At 72.5% G+C, this 18,304-nt stretch carries 16 protein-coding genes; 11 read left to right on the top strand and 5 right to left on the bottom strand.

Annotation, left to right across the window (positions count from 1 at the left end):
* Window positions 1–12 precede the first annotated feature (12 nt).
* Window positions 13–2,886, top strand: coding sequence for an aconitate hydratase (locus DNK53_RS06420; RefSeq protein WP_110181508.1), 2,874 nt, complete (start codon window positions 13–15; stop codon window positions 2,884–2,886).
* 56 nt (window positions 2,887–2,942) lie between these two features.
* Here the strand turns inward: DNK53_RS06420 and DNK53_RS06415 are convergent, their stop codons facing one another.
* Window positions 2,943–4,229 (bottom strand): FAD/NAD(P)-binding protein, encoded by a 1,287-nt coding sequence (locus DNK53_RS06415; protein ID WP_110181507.1) that lies wholly within the window; start codon window positions 4,227–4,229, stop codon window positions 2,943–2,945.
* A 102-nt stretch (window positions 4,230–4,331) separates the two neighbouring features.
* On the opposite strand from DNK53_RS06415, the gene DNK53_RS06410 reads away from it, so the two are divergent.
* The 8 genes from DNK53_RS06410 to DNK53_RS06375 all read left to right on the top strand — a co-directional run bounded on the left by DNK53_RS06410 (window position 4,332) and on the right by DNK53_RS06375 (window position 11,051).
* Window positions 4,332–4,637, top strand: a complete 306-nt coding sequence (locus DNK53_RS06410) for a thiamine-binding protein (protein WP_110181506.1) — start codon at window positions 4,332–4,334, stop codon at window positions 4,635–4,637.
* Between the two features lie 2 nt (window positions 4,638–4,639).
* Window positions 4,640–5,041 (top strand): YjbQ family protein, encoded by a 402-nt coding sequence (locus DNK53_RS06405; protein ID WP_110181505.1) that lies wholly within the window; start codon window positions 4,640–4,642, stop codon window positions 5,039–5,041.
* Between the two features lie 59 nt (window positions 5,042–5,100).
* Window positions 5,101–5,472, top strand: a complete 372-nt coding sequence (locus tag DNK53_RS06400) for a hypothetical protein (RefSeq protein ID WP_110181504.1) — start codon at window positions 5,101–5,103, stop codon at window positions 5,470–5,472.
* A 23-nt stretch (window positions 5,473–5,495) separates the two neighbouring features.
* On the top strand, window positions 5,496–5,936 hold the full coding sequence (locus DNK53_RS06395) for an NUDIX domain-containing protein (protein WP_110181503.1): 441 nt from the start codon (window positions 5,496–5,498) through the stop codon (window positions 5,934–5,936).
* A complete protein-coding gene (locus tag DNK53_RS06390) occupies window positions 5,933–6,865 on the top strand; it encodes an SMP-30/gluconolactonase/LRE family protein (protein WP_110181502.1) in 933 nt (310 codons plus the stop codon). Before DNK53_RS06395 ends, DNK53_RS06390 begins: the two co-directional genes overlap by 4 nt.
* A gap of 3 nt (window positions 6,866–6,868) precedes the next feature.
* The gene (locus DNK53_RS06385; protein ID WP_110181501.1) at window positions 6,869–7,525 is read left to right on the top strand and encodes a 4a-hydroxytetrahydrobiopterin dehydratase; all 657 of its coding nucleotides are present in this window, start codon (window positions 6,869–6,871) and stop codon (window positions 7,523–7,525) included.
* 118 nt (window positions 7,526–7,643) lie between these two features.
* Window positions 7,644–9,554, top strand: a complete 1,911-nt coding sequence (gene dxs, locus DNK53_RS06380) for a 1-deoxy-D-xylulose-5-phosphate synthase (protein WP_110181500.1) — start codon at window positions 7,644–7,646, stop codon at window positions 9,552–9,554.
* Between the two features lie 18 nt (window positions 9,555–9,572).
* The gene (locus DNK53_RS06375) at window positions 9,573–11,051 is read left to right on the top strand and encodes an amino acid permease (RefSeq protein ID WP_110182343.1); all 1,479 of its coding nucleotides are present in this window, start codon (window positions 9,573–9,575) and stop codon (window positions 11,049–11,051) included.
* 49 nt (window positions 11,052–11,100) lie between these two features.
* On the opposite strand, the gene DNK53_RS17420 is transcribed toward DNK53_RS06375, so the two are convergent.
* The 4 genes from DNK53_RS17420 to DNK53_RS06355 all read right to left on the bottom strand — a co-directional run bounded on the left by DNK53_RS17420 (window position 11,101) and on the right by DNK53_RS06355 (window position 16,219).
* Window positions 11,101–12,234: a hypothetical protein gene (locus DNK53_RS17420; RefSeq protein WP_162599817.1), complete on the bottom strand. Its 1,134-nt coding sequence runs from the start codon at window positions 12,232–12,234 to the stop codon at window positions 11,101–11,103.
* Window positions 12,231–12,770, bottom strand: a complete 540-nt coding sequence (locus tag DNK53_RS06365) for a SigE family RNA polymerase sigma factor (protein ID WP_110181499.1) — start codon at window positions 12,768–12,770, stop codon at window positions 12,231–12,233. The genes DNK53_RS17420 and DNK53_RS06365 overlap by 4 nt, the downstream gene beginning before the upstream one ends.
* 162 nt (window positions 12,771–12,932) lie before the next feature.
* Complete coding sequence (locus tag DNK53_RS06360; protein WP_110181498.1) at window positions 12,933–15,020, bottom strand: 3-hydroxyacyl-CoA dehydrogenase NAD-binding domain-containing protein; 2,088 nt, start codon at window positions 15,018–15,020, stop codon at window positions 12,933–12,935.
* Window positions 15,020–16,219, bottom strand: coding sequence for a thiolase family protein (locus DNK53_RS06355; RefSeq protein WP_110181497.1), 1,200 nt, complete (start codon window positions 16,217–16,219; stop codon window positions 15,020–15,022). Before DNK53_RS06355 ends, DNK53_RS06360 begins: the two co-directional genes overlap by 1 nt.
* Before the next feature lie 134 nt (window positions 16,220–16,353).
* Here DNK53_RS06355 and DNK53_RS06350 point away from each other — a divergent pair, with 134 nt between their 5' ends.
* Both DNK53_RS06350 and DNK53_RS06345 read left to right on the top strand, forming a co-directional pair.
* A complete protein-coding gene (locus DNK53_RS06350) occupies window positions 16,354–17,289 on the top strand; it encodes a proteasome assembly chaperone family protein (protein ID WP_110181496.1) in 936 nt (311 codons plus the stop codon).
* Window positions 17,289–18,146, top strand: a complete 858-nt coding sequence (locus tag DNK53_RS06345) for an acyl-CoA thioesterase (protein ID WP_110181495.1) — start codon at window positions 17,289–17,291, stop codon at window positions 18,144–18,146. Before DNK53_RS06350 ends, DNK53_RS06345 begins: the two co-directional genes overlap by 1 nt.
* Window positions 18,147–18,304 lie beyond the last annotated feature (158 nt).

Below are 18,304 nucleotides of genomic sequence, written 5' to 3'. Positions count from 1 at the left end.
GAGACGCGACTGATGGCCAGTCAGGACAGCTTCGGTGCCAAGGGCACCCTGGACGTGGACGGGAAGTCCTACGAGATCTTCCGTCTGGGCGCGGTGGAGGGCGACGGCCTCGACGTCGACTCGCTCCCCTTCAGCCTGAAGGTCCTCCTCGAGAACCTGCTGCGCACCGAGGACGGCGCCGACATCACCGCGGACGACATCCGCGCGCTCGCCGGCTGGGACGCCGACGCGCATCCCGACAAGGAGATCCAGTTCACCCCCGCCCGGGTGATCATGCAGGACTTCACCGGCGTGCCGTGCGTGGTCGACCTCGCCACGATGCGCGAGGCGATGGCCGAGCTCGGCGGCGACCCGTCGAAGATCAACCCCCTCGCGCCCGCCGAGATGGTGATCGACCACTCCGTGATCGCCGACGTCTTCGGCACCCCCGAGGCGTTCGAGCGCAACGTCGAGATCGAGTACGAGCGCAACCGCGAGCGCTACCAGTTCCTGCGCTGGGGCCAGGGCGCCTTCGACGACTTCAAGGTCGTCCCGCCCGGCACCGGCATCGTCCACCAGGTCAACATCGAGCACCTCGCCCGCACCGTCTTCACCCGCGAGGTGGACGGCGAGCTGCAGGCCTACCCCGACACCTGCGTCGGCACCGACTCCCACACCACGATGGTCAACGGCATCGGCGTGGTCGGCTGGGGCGTCGGCGGCATCGAGGCCGAGGCCGCGATGCTCGGCCAGCCGGTCTCGATGCTCATCCCGCGGGTCGTGGGCTTCAAGCTCTCCGGCGACCTGCCTGAGGGCTCCACCGCGACCGACCTGGTCCTCACCATCACCGAGATGCTGCGCCAGCACGGCGTGGTCGGGAAGTTCGTCGAGTTCTACGGTCCCGGCGTCTCCGCGCTGCCGCTGGCCAACCGCGCCACGATCGGCAACATGAGCCCCGAGTTCGGCTCCACGATCGCCGTCTTCCCGATCGACGACGAGACCGTCAACTACCTGCGGCTCACCGGCCGCTCCGACGAGCAGCTCGCGCTGGTCGAGGCCTACGCCAAGGAGCAGGGCCTCTGGCACGACCCGTCGGCCGAGCCCCGCTACTCCGAGAAGCTCGAGCTCGACCTCGCCACCGTGGTGCCCTCCATCGCCGGCCCCAAGCGCCCGCAGGACCGCATCGAGGTCACCGAGGCCAAGCCGGCCTTCCGCACCGCGCTCGCCGACTACGTCTCGGCCGACGAGACCGGCGGCGAGGACCGCAAGCCCGGCGTCCCCGGCCAGGAGAAGCCGTACGGCGTGGAGACCGGCGCCGACGAGGCCTCGGCCGAGTCGTTCCCGGCCAGCGACGCCCCGGCCACCAACGGGTCGGGCAACGGGCACGACGACTCGCCCGCCCCGCACGACTGGCACTCCGCCGCGGCCACCGACGGCGGCCGGCCGAGCAGCCCCGTCGAGGTCACCCTCGAGGACGGCACGAAGTTCACCCTCGACCACGGCGCGGTCACCATCGCGGCCATCACGTCGTGCACCAACACGTCCAACCCGTCGGTGATGATCGCCGCGGCCCTGCTCGCCAAGAAGGCGGTGGAGAAGGGCCTGCAGCGCAAGCCGTGGGTCAAGACCACCCTGGCGCCGGGCTCGAAGGTCGTGTCGGACTACTACGAGAAGTCCGGTCTCACGCCGTACCTCGACAAGCTCGGCTTCAACCTGGTCGGCTACGGCTGCACCACCTGCATCGGCAACTCCGGGCCGCTCATCCCCGAGGTCTCGGCCGCGGTGAACGAGGCCGACCTCGCGGTCACCTCGGTCCTCTCCGGCAACCGGAACTTCGAGGGGCGGATCAACCCCGACGTGAAGATGAACTACCTGGCCTCGCCGCCGCTGGTGGTCGCCTACGCGCTGGCCGGCTCCATGGACGTCGACCTGTTCGAGGACCCGCTGGGCCAGGACTCCGAGGGCAACGACGTCTTCCTCAAGGACATCTGGCCCTCGCCGGCCGAGGTGGAGGAGACGATCGCGGCCGCGATCAACGCCGAGATGTTCGCCGACTCCTACCAGGACGTCTTCGCGGGCGACGAGCAGTGGCAGTCGCTGCCCACGCCCGAGGGCGACACCTTCGCGTGGGACGCCGAGTCCACCTACGTCCGGAAGCCTCCGTACTTCGACGGGATGCCGGCGCAGCCGGAGCCCGTCACCGACATCGAGGGTGCCCGGGTCCTGCTCAAGCTGGGTGACTCGGTCACGACCGACCACATCAGCCCGGCCGGTGCGATCAAGAAGGACTCGCCCGCCGGTCGCTACCTCGCCGAGCACGGCGTGGAGCAGCGCGACTTCAACTCCTACGGCTCGCGCCGCGGCAACCACGAGGTCATGATCCGCGGCACCTTCGCCAACATCCGGCTGCGCAACCAGCTGGCGCCGGGCACCGAGGGTGGCGTGACCAAGGACTTCACCCGCGAGGGCGAGGTCACCTCGGTCTTCGAGGCGTCGGAGAACTACCAGGCCGCGGGCACGCCGCTGGTCGTGCTGGCCGGCAAGGAGTACGGCTCCGGCTCCTCGCGCGACTGGGCCGCGAAGGGCACCGCGCTGCTCGGGGTCAAGGCGGTCATCGCCGAGTCCTACGAGCGGATCCACCGCTCCAACCTCATCGGCATGGGCGTGATCCCGCTGCAGTTCCCCGAGGGCGAGACCGCCGAGTCGCTGGGCCTCACGGGCGAGGAGACCTTCTCCATCACGGGGATCACCGAGCTCAACGACGGCACCACGCCGCGCACGGTCAAGGTCAAGACCGGCGACACGGAGTTCGACGCGGTCGTCCGGATCGACACCCCGGGCGAGGCGAACTACTACCGCAACGGCGGCATCATGCAGTACGTGCTGCGCAACCTGCTGCGCGCCTGACACAGGGTTCCACGCCACGAGGCCGGTCCGGGTTCCCCGGGCCGGCCTCGTGGCGCTCAGCGCAGGAGGGGAGCGCGCTCGTCGGCGGCGACCTCGGCCGCTTCCGCGACGACGTCGGCGAGGGCGAGGGCCTGGGCCCGGAGGTCCGGGACGGCGCCGACCTCCCACTCCAGCCCCTTGCGGGCCGCACCCATCCAGAAGAGCCCGGGCAGCACGCGCCCGCGGTCGTCGACCGGGTGGCCGGGCTGCACGAGGTCGACGCCCAGGCCGAGGCCGTTCGCGCGGACGAGCCCGCGCTCGAGCATGGCGTCCACCAACCGGTTCCACCCGGGGGTGGGCACCGGTCGGGGGCCGGTGCAGCTGACCACGAGGTCGAAGGCTTCGGGGTCGACCTGGTCGAGCGTGCGGACCACCAGGGTCCCGGTGTCCCGCAACCGGGAGAGGTGGTGGGCCATCGCCGGCGACATCCGGTGCCGGTGCAGGTCCCACTCGTGGGCGTAGACCTCGGCGAACCGGGCCCGGTCGGCGGGTGAGAGGGTCGCCCAGAGCTGGTTGGCGAACCCGCGGACGGCGTCCACCGCGTCGCGCCAGTCGGAACCGTCCGTGGGCTCGACCACGTGCGCGCGCGGGAGGCGGCCGCGTCGGGAGGCCGCGACGATCTCGGCCCGCGGCAGCAGGTGCTCCAGCTCCACGGCGGTGTCCAGCATGGTGAGTCCGGTGCCGAGCAGCAGGACCCGGCGCACGTCGGTGAGCCCGCGACCCGGCAGGCGCTGGTGCCACCCCGGCGCCCAGGGGTCGGGGACGAACCGGGCCCCGAGCCGCTCGGCCAGGCGCGGCTGGGCCCGCGGGGGCGGGTTGCCCAGGGCCAGCACCACGCGGTCGGCCCCGAGCGCGGCGCCCGAGGCGAGGACGACGGACCAGTGGTCCGCCTCGGGCACCAGGTCGACGGCCTCGTCGCGCCGGCGCAGGAGCGAGGAACCCGCCGGGACGTCGACCCCGTCCAGGACCGCGGCCAGGTAGTCGCCGTACACCTTGCGGGACGGGAAGGAGCGTGCCCCCAGGTCCAGGCCCAGGCCCGCGCACCAGCGGATGAGGTGGCCGGGGTCCCCGTCGACGGCGCTGAGCCGCTCGGCGAAGTTGTTGACCGTGTGCCTGGGGTGCTCGGTCCGGTAGGCGAGCCCGGGCCCGACCCGGGCGGCGGGCTCGATGACGTGGACGTCGACCGGGGCGTCGGGCGACGTGCGACGGAAGAGGTGGACCACCGCGATGACGGCGGCCGCGCCGCCCCCGACGACGACCACCTGCAAGGGTCTCGGACGGGTGGTGGTGCGCAGGACGGACATGGCTTCCCCGTGGGCTCGACGACGAACTGGTGTTTAATGTCGATCAACTTACTACAGTTATGCGGCCGGCAGGCTCGGGTCCGCCCCGGGTAGCGTGTCGCCATGATCGTGGCACTCAGCATCAGTCCCTCGGCGGCCGACGAGACCGGCAGCGTCTCGGCGGCGGTGGCCGAGGCCGTCCGGGTGATCCGGGAGTCCGGGCTCCCCTGCGAGACCAATGCGATGTTCACCAACGTCGAGGGGGAGTGGGACGAGGTGATGGCGGTGGTCAAGAAGGCGGTCTTCACGGTCGCCGAGGCGTCCCCGCGGGTGGGCCTGGTGCTCAAGGCGGACATCCGCTCGGGCCACGACGCCGGCGAGCTGGGTGGCAAGGTCGAGCGCCTCGAGCGCCACCTCGAGGAGTCCTGACCGTGCGGACGCTCACCCGCTCGTACACCACCGGCGGCCACGAGCGCGTGCTCGACCTGACCCGGGACTGTGCCGAATTCGTCCACGGCCTGGGCGACGGGCTGCTGCACGTCTTCGTGCCGCACGCCACGGCCGGTCTCGCGATCCTCGAGACCGGCTCGGGCTCCGACGACGACCTGCTCGCCGCGCTGGGCGAGCTGCTGCCGGCCGACGACCGGTGGCGGCACCGGCACGGCTCCCCGGGGCACGGCCGCTCGCACGTCATGCCGGCGTTCGTGCCGCCGTACGCGACGGTCCCCGTCGACGGCGGCCGGCTCGCGCTCGGCACCTGGCAGAGCATCTGCCTGGTCGACCTCAACGTCGACAACGCCGAGCGGCAGGTTCGGATGGACTTCCTCGGCTGACGCCGCGCATCCTGCACCTGCCCCTCCGGTCGAACAGGTGTTCGACGTACGATCGCAGCATGCCCACCCACGTCGCCCCGCCCGGTTGGCCGCCGGCCGTCCGGCCGCCGGACGCACCCGACTGGGAGCGCACGGCGGTCAACTGGCTCTTCGACATCTGCCCCCCGGAGTACCGCGCCCACACGACGCTGCGCCGGCACGTCGTGGTGCTGGCCAGGTTCGCGGTGCTGCACGTCGAGGCGCAGCAGGCCGCCTGCCGCCGCGGGTTGAGCGAGGCCCGTGCCGAGCTGCGCGACGTCGCGGACCTCGACACGGTCGAGGCGGCGGTGACGACGTGGCAGGCGGAGGAGGCACGGCTGCTCGGGGTGCGGCGCGCCGTCGGCCTGGTCGAGGAGGCGCTGCGCGGCCGCCGGTTCGTGGCTCGGCTCTGAGCGACGGGGGTAGGTTCGGCGCCATGCCGTCCCCCCGCCGCTTCGCCGGCGTCCTCCTCGTCGACGACCGCGGCTGGCTGCTGCTCCAGGAGCGCGACGAGCATCCCGTGATCGACCCGGAGAGGTGGGGCCTGCCGGGCGGGCACGTGGAGCCGGGGGAGGAGTACGCCGCCGCGGCGCGCCGCGAGCTCGTCGAGGAGACCGGCGTCGAGCTGCCCGACGGCGCGCTCACGCTGTGGCGCGAGCTCGAGGTCGACCACCGGCGGGCGTACGGCACCTTCGACCCCATGCAGGTCTTCGTCGCCGCCACCGCGTTGACCGACGACGACGTCGAGTGCCGGGAGGGCCGTCGGATCGTCTTCGTCGAGCCCGGGCACGCCCTGGGGCTGCCGCTCACCGCGGCGGCGTCGGTGATCCTCCCGGCCTTCCTCTCCTCGCCGCTCTACGCCAGCATGAGGGGATGACCGCAGCCGACCCCCGTCTCACCGTCCACCCCGTCCCCGGGCAGGGCGCCGAGGACGTCCTGGTCACCCCCGAGGGCGACGTGCTGACCGGCACCGAGGACGGCGCGATCTGGCGCCTCTCGCCGGACGGCGCCCGCCTCACCCGCGTGGCCACCACCGGCGGACGTCCGCTCGGCCTCGAGCTGCTCCCCGAGGGGGACCTCCTGGTCTGCGACGCCCACCGCGGGCTGCTCGCCGTACGCCGCGACGGCAGCGTCGAGGAGCTCGTCGCCGACGTCGACGGCCGGCCGATGCGGTTCTGCAACAACGCGGCGGTGGCCGCCGACGGCACGGTCTGGTTCAGCGACTCCTCCCGGCACCACGGCATCGAGCACTGGAAGGACGACTTCGTCCAGGACACCCGCAGCGGGCGGCTCCTGCGGCGCGACCCCGACGGCACGGTGAGCGTCGTGCTCGACGGGCTCGCCTTCGCCAACGGCGTCGCCCTGTCGGCCGGGGAGGAGGTCGTCGTGGTCGCCGAGACCGCCGCCCGTCGGGTGGTGCGCCTCCGCCTCACGGGTGACCGGGCGGGAGAGCGGGACCTGCTCTGCGACGACCTTCCGGGCTATCCCGACAACGTCTCCCGCGGCACCGACGGCCTCCTCTGGGTGACCGTCGCCAGCCCCCGGGACGCCCTCGTCGAGCGGCTGCAACGGGCCCCGGTGCCGGTGCGCCGCGCCGTGACCCGGATCCCCGAGGCGCTCCAGCCGAAGCCCCGCCGGACGATCCGGGTGCAGGCGTTCGACGACGAGGGCCGGCTCGTCCACGACCTCGACGTCGTCCACCCCGGCTTCCACATGGTGACCGGGGTGCGCGAGCACCACGGGCGGGTCTGGATGGGCAGCCTGCACGAGCCGGCCGTCGCCGTCCTCGACCTGACCGAGGCCTGAGCCGTGGGGACCCTCACCGAGCGCGACGTGGTCGCCGCCGGCCTGCCCGACTGGCGCCTGCTGCAGCACGCGCTGCACGCGCGGTTCCTCACCCCCGACTACGCGACGGGGCTGGCGCTGGTTGCCGAGGTCGGGGCGGTGGCCGAGGAGCAGGACCACCACCCCGACCTGGACCTGAGGTACGGGCACCTCGACGTGCGGACCCACAGCCACGACGCGGGCGGGGTGACCGAGCGCGACCTACGGCTCGCCCGGAGGACCAGCGAGCTCGCCGCCGCTCGCGGGGCGCGGCCCGTCCCCGAGCGGCTCTCGGTCCTCGAGCTGGCCCTCGACACCCCCGACCGGGACGCCGTGCGGCCGTTCTGGCAGGCGGTGCTGGCCCCCGGCGACGCCGGGGCGGGCGGGGCCGACGACGAGGTCCGCGACGACTCCGGACGCCTGCCCGTGCTCTGGTTCCAGAGCAGCGGCGCCGAGGAGCCGCGGCAGCGCTTCCACCTCGACGTCGTCGTCCCGCCGGAGCAGGCGGGGGCCCGCGTCGAAGCCGCCCTCGCCGCCGGCGGCACGCTGGTCGGCGACGACGAGGCGCCGGCGTACGTCGTGCTCGCCGACCCCGACGGCAACCGGGTCTGCGTGTGCACCATGCGCCGACGCGAGGGGTGAGCGGGCGCCGAGGACCGGCTGGGGCGATCGCCTAGACTCGTCCGCTGGACCTCGCACGGCCCCGGGAGACCGTGGCCGACGGGGTGCGGACCCGACACCCACCAGGAAGCGGAGGACCATGGGACACCTGGAGTCGATCTCCACACCGCGTGACCTCCGCGGTCTCGACGACGCCCAGCTCACCGAGCTGGCCTCCGAGATCCGGGACTTCCTCGTCGCCACCTGCTCCCGGACGGGAGGCCACCTCGGGCCCAACCTCGGGGTCGTGGAGCTGACGATGGCGATCCATCGCGTCTTCGATTCCCCCCGCGACCGGGTCGTCTTCGACACCGGCCACCAGACCTACGTGCACAAGCTGCTCACCGGCCGGGCCGCGGGCTTCGACCGGCTCCGCCAGGAGGGCGGGGTCAGCGGCTACCCGAGCCAGGCGGAGTCCGAGCACGACATCGTCGAGAACTCCCACGCCTCCACCGCCCTGAGCTATGCCGACGGCCTGGCCAAGGCCTACCGGGTCCGCGGCGAGGACCGCCACGTCGTGGCCGTGATCGGCGACGGCGCGCTCACCGGCGGGATGGCCTGGGAGGCGCTGAACAACATCGCGATCGCCCAGGACAGCCGCCTGGTGATCGTGGTCAACGACAACGAGCGGTCCTACACCCCGACCATCGGCGGGCTGGCCACGGCGCTGACGACCCTGCGCACCAGCCCCCGCTACGAGCAGGTCCTCGACCTCGTCAAGCGCCGCCTCACGGCGGTCAAGGGCGTCGGGCCCGCGGCGTACGACGCCCTGCACGCGATGAAGAAGGGGATGAAGGACGCGCTCGCGCCCCAGGGGCTCTTCGAGGACCTCGGCCTCAAGTACGTCGGCCCCATCGACGGCCACGACCGGGCCGCGGTCGAGCACGCCCTGACCCAGGCCAAGAAGTTCAACGGACCCGTCATCGTGCACGCTCTCACCAAGAAGGGCTTCGGCTACCAGGCCGCGATGGCGCACGAGGCCGACCAGTTCCACGCGCCGCGGCCCTTCGACGTCGAGACCGGCGAGGAGCACCCGACCGGCCGGATCTGGACCGACCACTTCGCCGAGGAGATGGTGCGGATCGGCGAGCGGCGCAGCGACGTCGTCGCGATCACCGCGGCGATGATGCACCCGGTCGGGCTCGACCACTTCGAGCGGCGCTTCCCCGAGCGCACCTTCGACGTCGGGATCGCCGAGCAGCACGCCGTCACGTCGGCCGCCGGGCTGGCGATGGGCGGGCTGCACCCCGTCTTCGCGGTCTACGCCACCTTCCTCAACCGGGCCTTCGACCAGGTCCTGATGGACGTCGCCCTGCACCGCTGCGGGGTCACCTTCGCCCTCGACCGCAGCGGCGTGACCGGCGACGACGGCGCCAGCCACAACGGCATGTGGGACATGTCGATCCTCCAGGTCGTGCCGGGCCTGCGGCTGGCCGCCCCGCGCGACGCCGCCCGGCTCCGCGAGCTGCTCAACGAGGCGATCGACGTCAAGGACGCGCCCACGGTGGTGCGCTTCCCCAAGGGGCCGCCGCCGGCCGACCTCGAGGCGGTCGGCAGGGCCGGGGGTGCGGACGTGATGGTCCGCAGGGGCACCAAGGACGTCCTCGTGGTCGCGGTCGGGTCGATGGTGGAGGTCGCCGTCGACGTCGCCGACCGGCTGGTCGCCCAGGGCATCGGCGTCACCGTGGTGGACCCGCGCTGGGTCAAGCCCGTCGACCCGGCGATCGTCGAGCTCGCGCGCGAGCACCGGCTGGTCGTGAGCGTGGAGGACAACGGCGTCGTCGGGGGCTGCGGGTCGATGCTGCTGCAGACGCTCAACGAGCAGGGCGTCACCACGCCCGTGCGCCTGCACGGCATACCGCAGGAGTTCCTCGACCACGCCAAGCGCGCGGCGATCCTCTCCCGGATCGGGCTCGACGCGCAGTCGCTGGCCCGCTCGATCGTCGAGCAGGTCACGGCGACCGGCGCCGACCACGAGACGTCACTGGCCGAGGCAGAGCGCAAGCCGTAGCGTCGTGCCGTGGGCGTGATGCGGACGAAGTCGGTGGAGCAGTCCATCGCGGAGACGGACGAGCCCGAGCACCGGCTGAGGAAGAGCCTCGGTGCCCTCGACCTCATGGTCTTCGGCGTCGGCGTGATCATCGGCGCCGGGATCTTCGTGGTCACCGGGACCGTGGCGAAGACCAACAGCGGGCCCGCGATCACCCTCTCCTTCGCCATCGCGGGGCTCGCCTGCGGCCTGGCCGCGCTGTGCTACGCGGAGTTCGCCTCCACGGTCCCGGTGGCCGGCAGTGCCTACACCTTCAGCTACGCCACCTTCGGCGAGCTGGTCGCCTGGGTCATCGGGTGGGACCTGGCCCTGGAGTTCACCATCGGGGCCGCCGCGCTGGCCACCAGCTTCTCCGGCTACTTCCAGGAGGTCTTCGACGGGACCTTCCTGGAGGTGCCGGCCTCGCTCTCGTCGGCCGCGGAGGGGTACGTCGACCTGCCGGCCGTGGTGATCGCCCTGCTGGTCACCGCGGTGCTGATCGCGGGCATCAAGTTCTCCAGCCGCCTCAACCAGGTCATCGTGGCGATCAAGCTGCTCGTCATCGCGGCCGTGATCGTCTTCGGCGTCGCGCACATCGACCCCGACAACTACTCGCCGTTCATCCCGGAGTCGCAGCCCGCCCCTGAGGGCGACGGCGGCTTCCTGCACAGCACCCTCATCAGCACCCTCCTGGGGATCGACCCGGCCGTCTACGGGCTGGCCGGGGTGATCGCCGGCGCCTCGATCGTCTTCTTCGCCTTCCTCGGCTTCGACATCGTCGCGACCACCGCCGAGGAGACCCGAAACCCCCAGCGTGACGTGCCGCGCGGCATCCTCGGCTCGCTGGCCGTCGTGACCGTCCTGTACGTCGCGGTCAGCCTGGTGATCACGGGGATGCGCCCCTACACCGACATCGACGAGAACGACGCGGCCCCGCTCGCCACCGCCTTCGACGCGGTCGGCATGGAGTGGATGGGCCGGCTCATCGCGATCGGGGCCTGCATCGGTCTCGTCGTGGTGGTGATGATCCTCGTGCTGGGCCAGACCCGGGTCGCCTTCGCGATGGCCCGCGACGGCCTGCTCCCGCGGCCGCTGGCCAAGGTGCACCCCCGCTTCGGGACGCCCTACGTCATCACCGCGATCACCGGGGTGGCGGTCGCGGCGATCGGTGGCTTCGTCGACCTCGCCACCCTGGTCAACCTGGTGAGCATCGGGGCCCTCTTCGCCTTCGTGCTCGTCAGCCTCGGCGTCGCGGTGCTGCGCCGGCAGCGCCCCGACCTGCACCGGTCGTTCCGCACGCCCGTGGTCGACGTCGTCTCGGCCTGCTCGGTGCTGCTCTGCGGCTACCTGATGCTCAACCTCACCGGGGAGACGTGGATCCGGTTCCTGGTGTGGATGGCGATCGGCCTCGTCGTGTACGCCGCCTACGGCCGCCGGCACTCCCGCCTCGCGGAGTCGGCCCCGGGCGACGCCTCCTGAGGCGGCGCCGGGGGAGACCGCAGGACGCGAAGCCCGGGCCCGTCGGCCCTCAGCCGTGGCCGAAGGGCAGCAGCAGGGCGCCGTCCGAGACGAGCTCCTGGTCCGCGACCGCGACCTCGCAGGCCCCGGTGGGGGCGTCGCAGCGCAGCAGGTCCACCTGCTCGGACTCGAGGCGCCGCATGGCGAGGGCCGCGTAGGTGTCGTCGTCGAGCCAGCGGTAGCCCGCGAGGAACGCGTACTCCCCGAGGTCGAAGGGGAGCCGTCGGCCGGTGGTCGTGTCGGAGACGATGCTCTCGTCGGCGGTCTCCGAGACCAGGAAGCGGCCGTCGGGGGAGAGGATCCCGTCCCAGCTTTTCACCTCCACGCCGGTGCGCAGGTCTGGCCCGACGACGTAGGCCTCCTCCTTGGCCGCCGGGGTCCCTCCGGTGCGCTGGTAGTGCAGGACGCCGTTCTTGGCGTCCTCCAGCACGACCCGAGTCCCCGGAGCGACCTCGAGGGGCGTGAGCGTGTGGTCCCCGCTGAAGGGCTCCCAGGCGGTCGCGCCGCTGGCGGTCCGCAGGTAGACCGTGCGCCCGTCCACCGCCGCCACGGCCGCGGTCATGTCGCGCTCGCGCTCCAGCGGGGTGGCCGTCCCGTCCGTCACCGGGAGCCGGGTGACGCCGGGTCCCTCGGACAGGTCCATCACGGCGTACGACGGCTCGCCCTCGTCGGCGTCGACCCAGGCGACGACGTCGCCGTCCGACGCGAACGCTGCAGCGTCGGAGGCCTCGAGCTGCCCCACCGGCAGCAACAGGTCCCGGTCGGCGAGGACGACGTGCACGCCGCCCTCGGCGTCGGAGAAGACGAACCCCGACTGGCCCTGGACGAGCGCCACCGGCTGGCGGTCGAGCTCCACCTCCGGCCCGTCGGGCGAGGTGTGCAGGACCGTGCCGCGCACCCAGGCGACCGGGTCCTCTCGGTCCGCCGGGACGTCGGCCACGAGGGAGCCGTCACCGTCCCCGCCGAGCACGGCGGGGACCGCGACGGCCGCGGCGACCGCGAGCACCGCGGCGCCGGCGATGCCGGCGTACCGGCGTCGGCGGACGCGTCCGCTTCCATCGGCCATGATCGCGGCAGTGTCGAGCGCCGGCGGGGCGAGGTGGTCTGCCCGCTCGGACATCAGGTCACGCAGGTCGGTGGTCATCGCCGTGCCTCCATCAGCTCGTGCTCCAGGGACGTGGTGTCGAGATCGCGGTCGGCCACCGCCGCGCGCAGCTTGGCCAGCCCGGCCGAGACCTGGCTCTTCACGGTGCCGGGCGCGCAGCCCATGACCTCTGCGGTCTGGGCCTCGCTGAGGTCGTCGTAGAACCGGCAGACCAGGGCGGCCCGCTGTCGCGGTGGCAGCGCGAGGAGCGCCTGCCAGAGCCAGTCGCGCTCGGTCACCTGCGCCTCGTGGCCCGCCCGGCCCACGTCGGGCACCTCAGGGCCCGGTCGCTCCGCGCTCCAGCCCTTGCGCCGGTACCAGCCGATCGCCGTGGTGGTGATCGCCCTGCGGGTGTAAGCCTCGGCCTTCGAGGGGTCCCGCAGCCGCGGCCACGCGACGTACGTCTTGGTCAGCGCCTCCTGCAGCAGGTCCTGGGCCAGTCCGCGCTCGCCGACCAGCAGGTACGCCGACCGGTGCAGCGCGGCGGAACGCGCGGCGACGAACTCGGTGAACGCGTCGGGATCACGCCTGCGCATCTGGTCTCCGCGAGGTCTGTCGCTCCACACCCTGCCTGACGCGGCGGGCACGCGTTCCGGTTCGGCCTCCCGGGCAGCAGTTCTCGGGGTGCACCGGCCGGAACGGCGACGAGGGCGCCCGACCTGCCGGTCGGACGCCCTCGTCGTGGTGGTGCGGGTGGCTCAGTGGAACCGCTTGCCGTTCACCTTCTCCGCGACGCCGGAGGAGTCGAGCAGCATGGTGAGGCCGCCGTTCCAGAACGAGAAGCCGGCCCCGGTGATCATCGCCAGGTCGAGGTCCTCGGGAGCCGCCACGACGCCCTCGTCGAGCATGAGGCGCGCCTCCTCGGCCAGCCCGGAGAGCGCCGCCTCGCGGAGCTCCTCCTTCGTCAGCACGACCGGGTCGGCCGGCGTCTCCTGCAGGGCCTTGATCTCCGGGTCGATGGAGAGGTCGGGCAGGTAGAACGAGGACTTCTTCTCCGCCACGACCCGCTCGAGGAGCGGGGAGACGTAGAAGCGCTCGGGGAACGCCTTCACCAGGGTCTCGTTGTTGTGCAGTGCGATCGCCGGGCCGACCAGGCCGAGCAGCATGAACGGCGGCATCGGGGCGATGCCGGCGAACGCCGCGTCCGCGGTCTCGATCGGGGTGCCGGCGTCGACCGCCTTGGCGACCTCGCCGAGGAAGCGGCCGAGCAGGCGGTTGACGATGAACGAAGGGCTGTCCTTGACCAGGATGCAGGTCTTCTTCAGGCCCTTGCCGGTGGCGAACGCCGTGGCGAGCGTCGCGTCGTCGGTGGCGTCGCCCCTGACGATCTCGAGCAGCGGCATCACCGCGACGGGGTTGAAGAAGTGGAAGCCCACGACCCGCTCGGGGTGCTGCAGGTCGGCCGCCATCTCGGTGATGGAGAGCGACGAGGTGTTCGTCGCCAGCACGCACTCGGGGGAGACGACCTTCTCGACGTCTGCGAAGACCGACTTCTTGACCGACATCTCCTCGAAGACGGCCTCGATGACGAAGTCGGCGCCGGCGAAGGCGGTCTCCTTGTCGGCCGAGCCGGAGACCAGGGACTTGAGGCGGTTGGCCTTGTCCTGGCTGATCCGGCCCTTGCCGAGCAGCTTGTCGATCTCGGCGGTGACGTAGGAGACGCCCTTCTGGGCACGCTCCTCGTCGAGGTCGGTGAGGACGACGGGAACCTCGAGACGCCGCGCGAAGAGGAGCGCCATCTGCGAGGCCATGAGGCCCGCGCCGACGATGCCGACCTTGGTCACCTTGCGGGCCAGGGACTTGTCGGGGGCGCCGGCCGGCCGCTTGGCCCGCTTCTGCACCAGGTCGAAGGAGTAGAGGCTGGCGAGCAGCTCCGGGGTCCTCGACATGTCCTCGAGCGACTGGTCCTCGGCCGCGAAGCCCTCGTCGCGCGAGGAGGTGCGGGCGGCCTCGAGCAGCTCCACCACCCGGGCGGCGGCGGGGGAGGCCCCACCGGTCTTCGCCAGCACGATGCCCCGCGCCCGCTCGACCGCGGCGTCCCAGCCGGCGCCCTTGTCGACCTCGGGACGGTCGACGCTCACCTTGCCGGTGAGCACGTCGGCGGCCCAGAGCAGCGACTGCTCCAGGTAGTCGGCGCCGGAGAAGACGGCGTCGGCGATGCCGAGCTCGAAGGCCTTCCGGCCCTGGACGACCTTGCCGTTGTTGAGCGGGTTCTCGACCATCACCGTGACGGCGCCGTCGGCACCGATGAGGTTCGGCAGCAGCCAGGCGCCGCCCCAGCCGGGGACCAGGCCGAGCATGACCTCGGGCAGGCCCAGGGCCGGCGCGGAGTCCATCACGGTCCGGTAGGTGCAGTGCAGCGCGACCTCGAGCCCGCCGCCCAGCGCGAGGCCGTTGATGAAGCCGAACGAGGGCTTGCCGCCCTCGCCCAGCTTGCGGAAGACGCCGTGGCCGAGCTCGGCGATCAGCCGGACGCCGTCGGGGCCGCCCCCGGAGATCCCGGAGAGGTCGGCGCCCGCGGCGAGGATGAACGGCTTGCCGGTGACGCCGAGGGCGGTGACCTCGTCGTCGGCCAGCGCGGCGTCGATCGCCTCGTTGAGGGAGATCAGGCCCTGGAAGCCGAACGTGTTGGGACGGGTGTGGTCCAGCCCGTTGTCGAGGGTGATGAGGCCCAGGACGCCGGCGTCGCCGGGCAGGGTCACCTTGCGGAGCTTGGCCCGGGTGACGACCTCGCCCTCCGGGGCGAGCGCCGTGGCCTTCTCGATGAGGGTGCTCAGGTCGGACATCAGGCGGCCTCTCCGTTCCAGTGCGGGTTCTCCCAGACGATGGTGCCGCCCATGCCGATCCCCACGCACATGGTGGTGATCCCGTAGCGGACCTCGGGGCGCTCCTCGAACTGTCGAGCGAGCTGGTTCATCAGGCGCACGCCGGAGGAGGCGAGCGGGTGGCCCATGGCGATGGCGCCGCCGTAGGGGTTGACGCGCGGGTCGTCGTCGGCGATGCCGTAGTGGTCGAGCAGGGCGAGCACCTGGACGGCGAACGCCTCGTTGATCTCGAAGGCTCCGATGTCGTCGATGCTGAGGCCGGCCTGCTTGAGCGCCTTCTCCGTCGACGGGATCGGCCCGGCGCCCATCACCTCGGGCTCGACACCCACGAAGGAGTAGGAGACCAGGCGCATCTTGACCGGGAGGCCGAGCTCCTTGGCGGTCTCCTCGTCGGCGAGCAGCGCCGCGGTGGCTCCGTCGTTGATGCCCGACGCGTTGCCGGCGGTCACGTTGCCGTGGGCGCGGAACGGGGTCTTGAGGCCCGCCAGCGACTCCATGGTGGTCTGCGGGCGGGGCGCCTCGTCGGTCAGGGCCAGGCCCCAGCCCTCGTCGGCCGAGCGGGTGGCGACGGGGACCAGGTCGGGCTGGATCTTGCCGGCGGCGTAGGCGGCGGCCGTCCGCTCCTGGCTGCGCACGGCGAAGGCGTCGGCGCGCTCCTTGGTGATCGCGGGGTAGCGGTCGTGGAGGTTCTCGGCGGTCTTGCCCATCACCAGCGCGTCGGGGTCGACGATCTTCTCGGAGATGATCCGCGGGTTGGGGTCGACGCCCTCGCCCATCGGGTGGCGGCCCATGTGCTCGACGCCACCGGCGATCACGACGTCGTAGGAGCCGAAGGCGATGCCGCCGGCGGTGGTGGTGACCGCGGTCATGGCCCCGGCGCACATCCGGTCGATCGAGTAGCCCGGCGTCGTGTTCGGCAGGCCGGCGAGCAGCGCGGCGGTGCGACCCATGGTCAGGCCCTGGTCGCCGATCTGGGTGGTGGCCGCGATTGCGACCTCGTCCACGCGCTCCGGGGGGAGCGAGGGGTTGCGTCGCATGAGCTCGCGGATGCACTTGATGACGAGGTCGTCGGCGCGGGTCTCGGCGTACTGGCCCTTGGCCTTGCCGAACGGCGTGCGCACGCCGTCGACGAAGACGACCTCTCGCAACTGTCGGGGCACGAAGTCTCCTGGTGTGTGTGGGTGTCCCGGGCTGGAAGGCCGGGCAGACCAAGGTTACCTGTAAGTAACAATCTGGGGAGGGGATGGGGGTGTGCCCGTCGTCACGTCATCCTGGGGCCGCATAGGCTGGCCCCATGCCTGATGCCTCGAACCGCCTGGTGCACATCGTCGACGAGGTGCCGGAGCTGGAGGGGGTGGACGAGCTGACCATGGTCGTGGTGCTCTCGGGCTTCCTCGACGCCGGACAGTCCGCCGAGGTGGCCGTCCAGCACCTGCGCGAGCTGGCCGAGGGGCCCGTGGTGGCGACCTTCGACGTCGACCAGCTCCACGACTACCGCGCCCGTCGGCCCCCGATCGCGTTCGTCCAGGACCACTACGAGGGGTTCGAGGCCCCGCGCCTGTCCGTGCGCCTGCTCACCGACTCGGGCGGGACGCCGTTCCTGCTGCTGGCGGGTCCGGAGCCCGACATCCGCTGGGAGGGGTTCGCGCTGGCGGTCCGCGAGGTCGTGGAGCGCCTGGGGGTGACCCGGGTGGTCAACCTCGGGGCGGTCCCGATGGCCGTGCCGCACACGCGTCCGATCGCCGTGACCCACCACGCCAACGACACCGCGCTGCTGACGGGGGAGAGCCCCTGGCGGGGCGAGCTGCGGGTCCCGAGCAGCGCGCAGGCGCTGCTGGAGGTCCGGCTGGGGGAGTGGGGCCATCCCGCCCTCGGCTACGTCGCGCACGTGCCGCACTACCTCGCCCAGATGGCCTACCCGCCCGCCTCGCTCAGCCTGCTGGAGAACCTGGAGATCGGCGGCCGACTGACGATCGACCTCACCTCGGTCCGCCGGGCCGCGGAGGAGTGCGAGCAGGAGGTGGCCCGCTACCTGAGCAGCCACGACGAGGTGCGCGACGTCGTGGTCGCCCTCGAGCAGCAGTACGACGCCTTCCAGCGGGCCGAGGAGTCGGGAGCGTCGCTGCTGGCCAGCGACGAGCCGCTGCCCACCGGCGAGGACCTGGGCCGCCAGTTCGAGCAGTTCCTGGCCGGCCTCGACCGCCCCGACAACGAGCAGGGCCAGGGCTGATGCCCGGCTCCGCCGCCGAGCTGCTCGACCTGCTCGACCTGGAGCACCTCGACGTCGACCTCTTCCGCGGTCGCCAGCCCGACACCCGCCGTCAGCGGGTCTTCGGCGGCCAGGTCGCCGCCCAGGCGCTCCTGGCGGGAGCCCGCAGCGTGGAGGAGCCCTTCGAGCTCCACTCGCTCCACTCCTACTTCCTCCGCCCCGGGGACACCGCCATCCCGATCCTCTACGACGTGGAGCGGATCCGGGACGGGCGCAGCTTCGTCTCGCGCCGGGTGGTGGCGAGGCAGCACGGCCGACCGATCTACTACCAGACCTGCAGCTTCCAGCGCCCCGAGGAGGGGTTCGAGCACCAGGCCGGCCTCCCCGACGTCCCGTCCCCCGAGCAGGGGGTCGCCCTGGTCGACCTGATCAGCCGGCGGGGCGAGGCCCACGCGGAGGAGTGGCGCCGCGAGTGGGCCGCGCTGGACATCCGCTACGTCGGCACGTCGCAGATCGGCCTCGAGCCCGACCCGCTCAACCCCGCCCGGGCTCGCGCCTGGGTGCGGATCTCCGGCGAGCTGCCCGACGACCGCTGGATCCAGCAGGCCGCGCTGCTCTACGCCACGGACCTCACGCTCCTGGGCGTCACGCTCGTGCCGCACGGGGTCAGGATCGACTCGCCCGCGGTGCAGCCGGCGTCGCTGGACCACACGGTCTGGTTCCACCGCCCCGCGCGGGCCGACGAGTGGTGGCTCTACGACCAGCACTCGCCGTCCGCGTCCGGCGGGCGGGGCCTCGCGCTGGCCAACGTCTTCGCGCCCGACGGCCGGCTGGTCGCCACCGTGGCGCAGGAGGGCTTGATCCGCCGCCTGAAGTGAGTGGGTCGTATACCACTACAACGGTGTAATTCGCGGGATTGCGCGACAGACACGCCGGACGCGTGTTTACCTGTGTGCGCTTCCGTGGCTGTTGTGATCTCGCGTGGTGCCTGCGTCCCCTGTGACTCGGGAGGCGTGCGGGGTCGCCGGCCGGGGGC

Source organism: Nocardioides solisilvae, from assembly GCF_003194625.1.
GTDB classification, from domain to species: Bacteria; Actinomycetota; Actinomycetes; order Propionibacteriales; family Nocardioidaceae; genus Nocardioides; species Nocardioides solisilvae.
The sequence above is the reverse complement of the archived record's forward strand: the minus strand, read 5'-3'. Positions and strand labels throughout refer to the sequence as shown.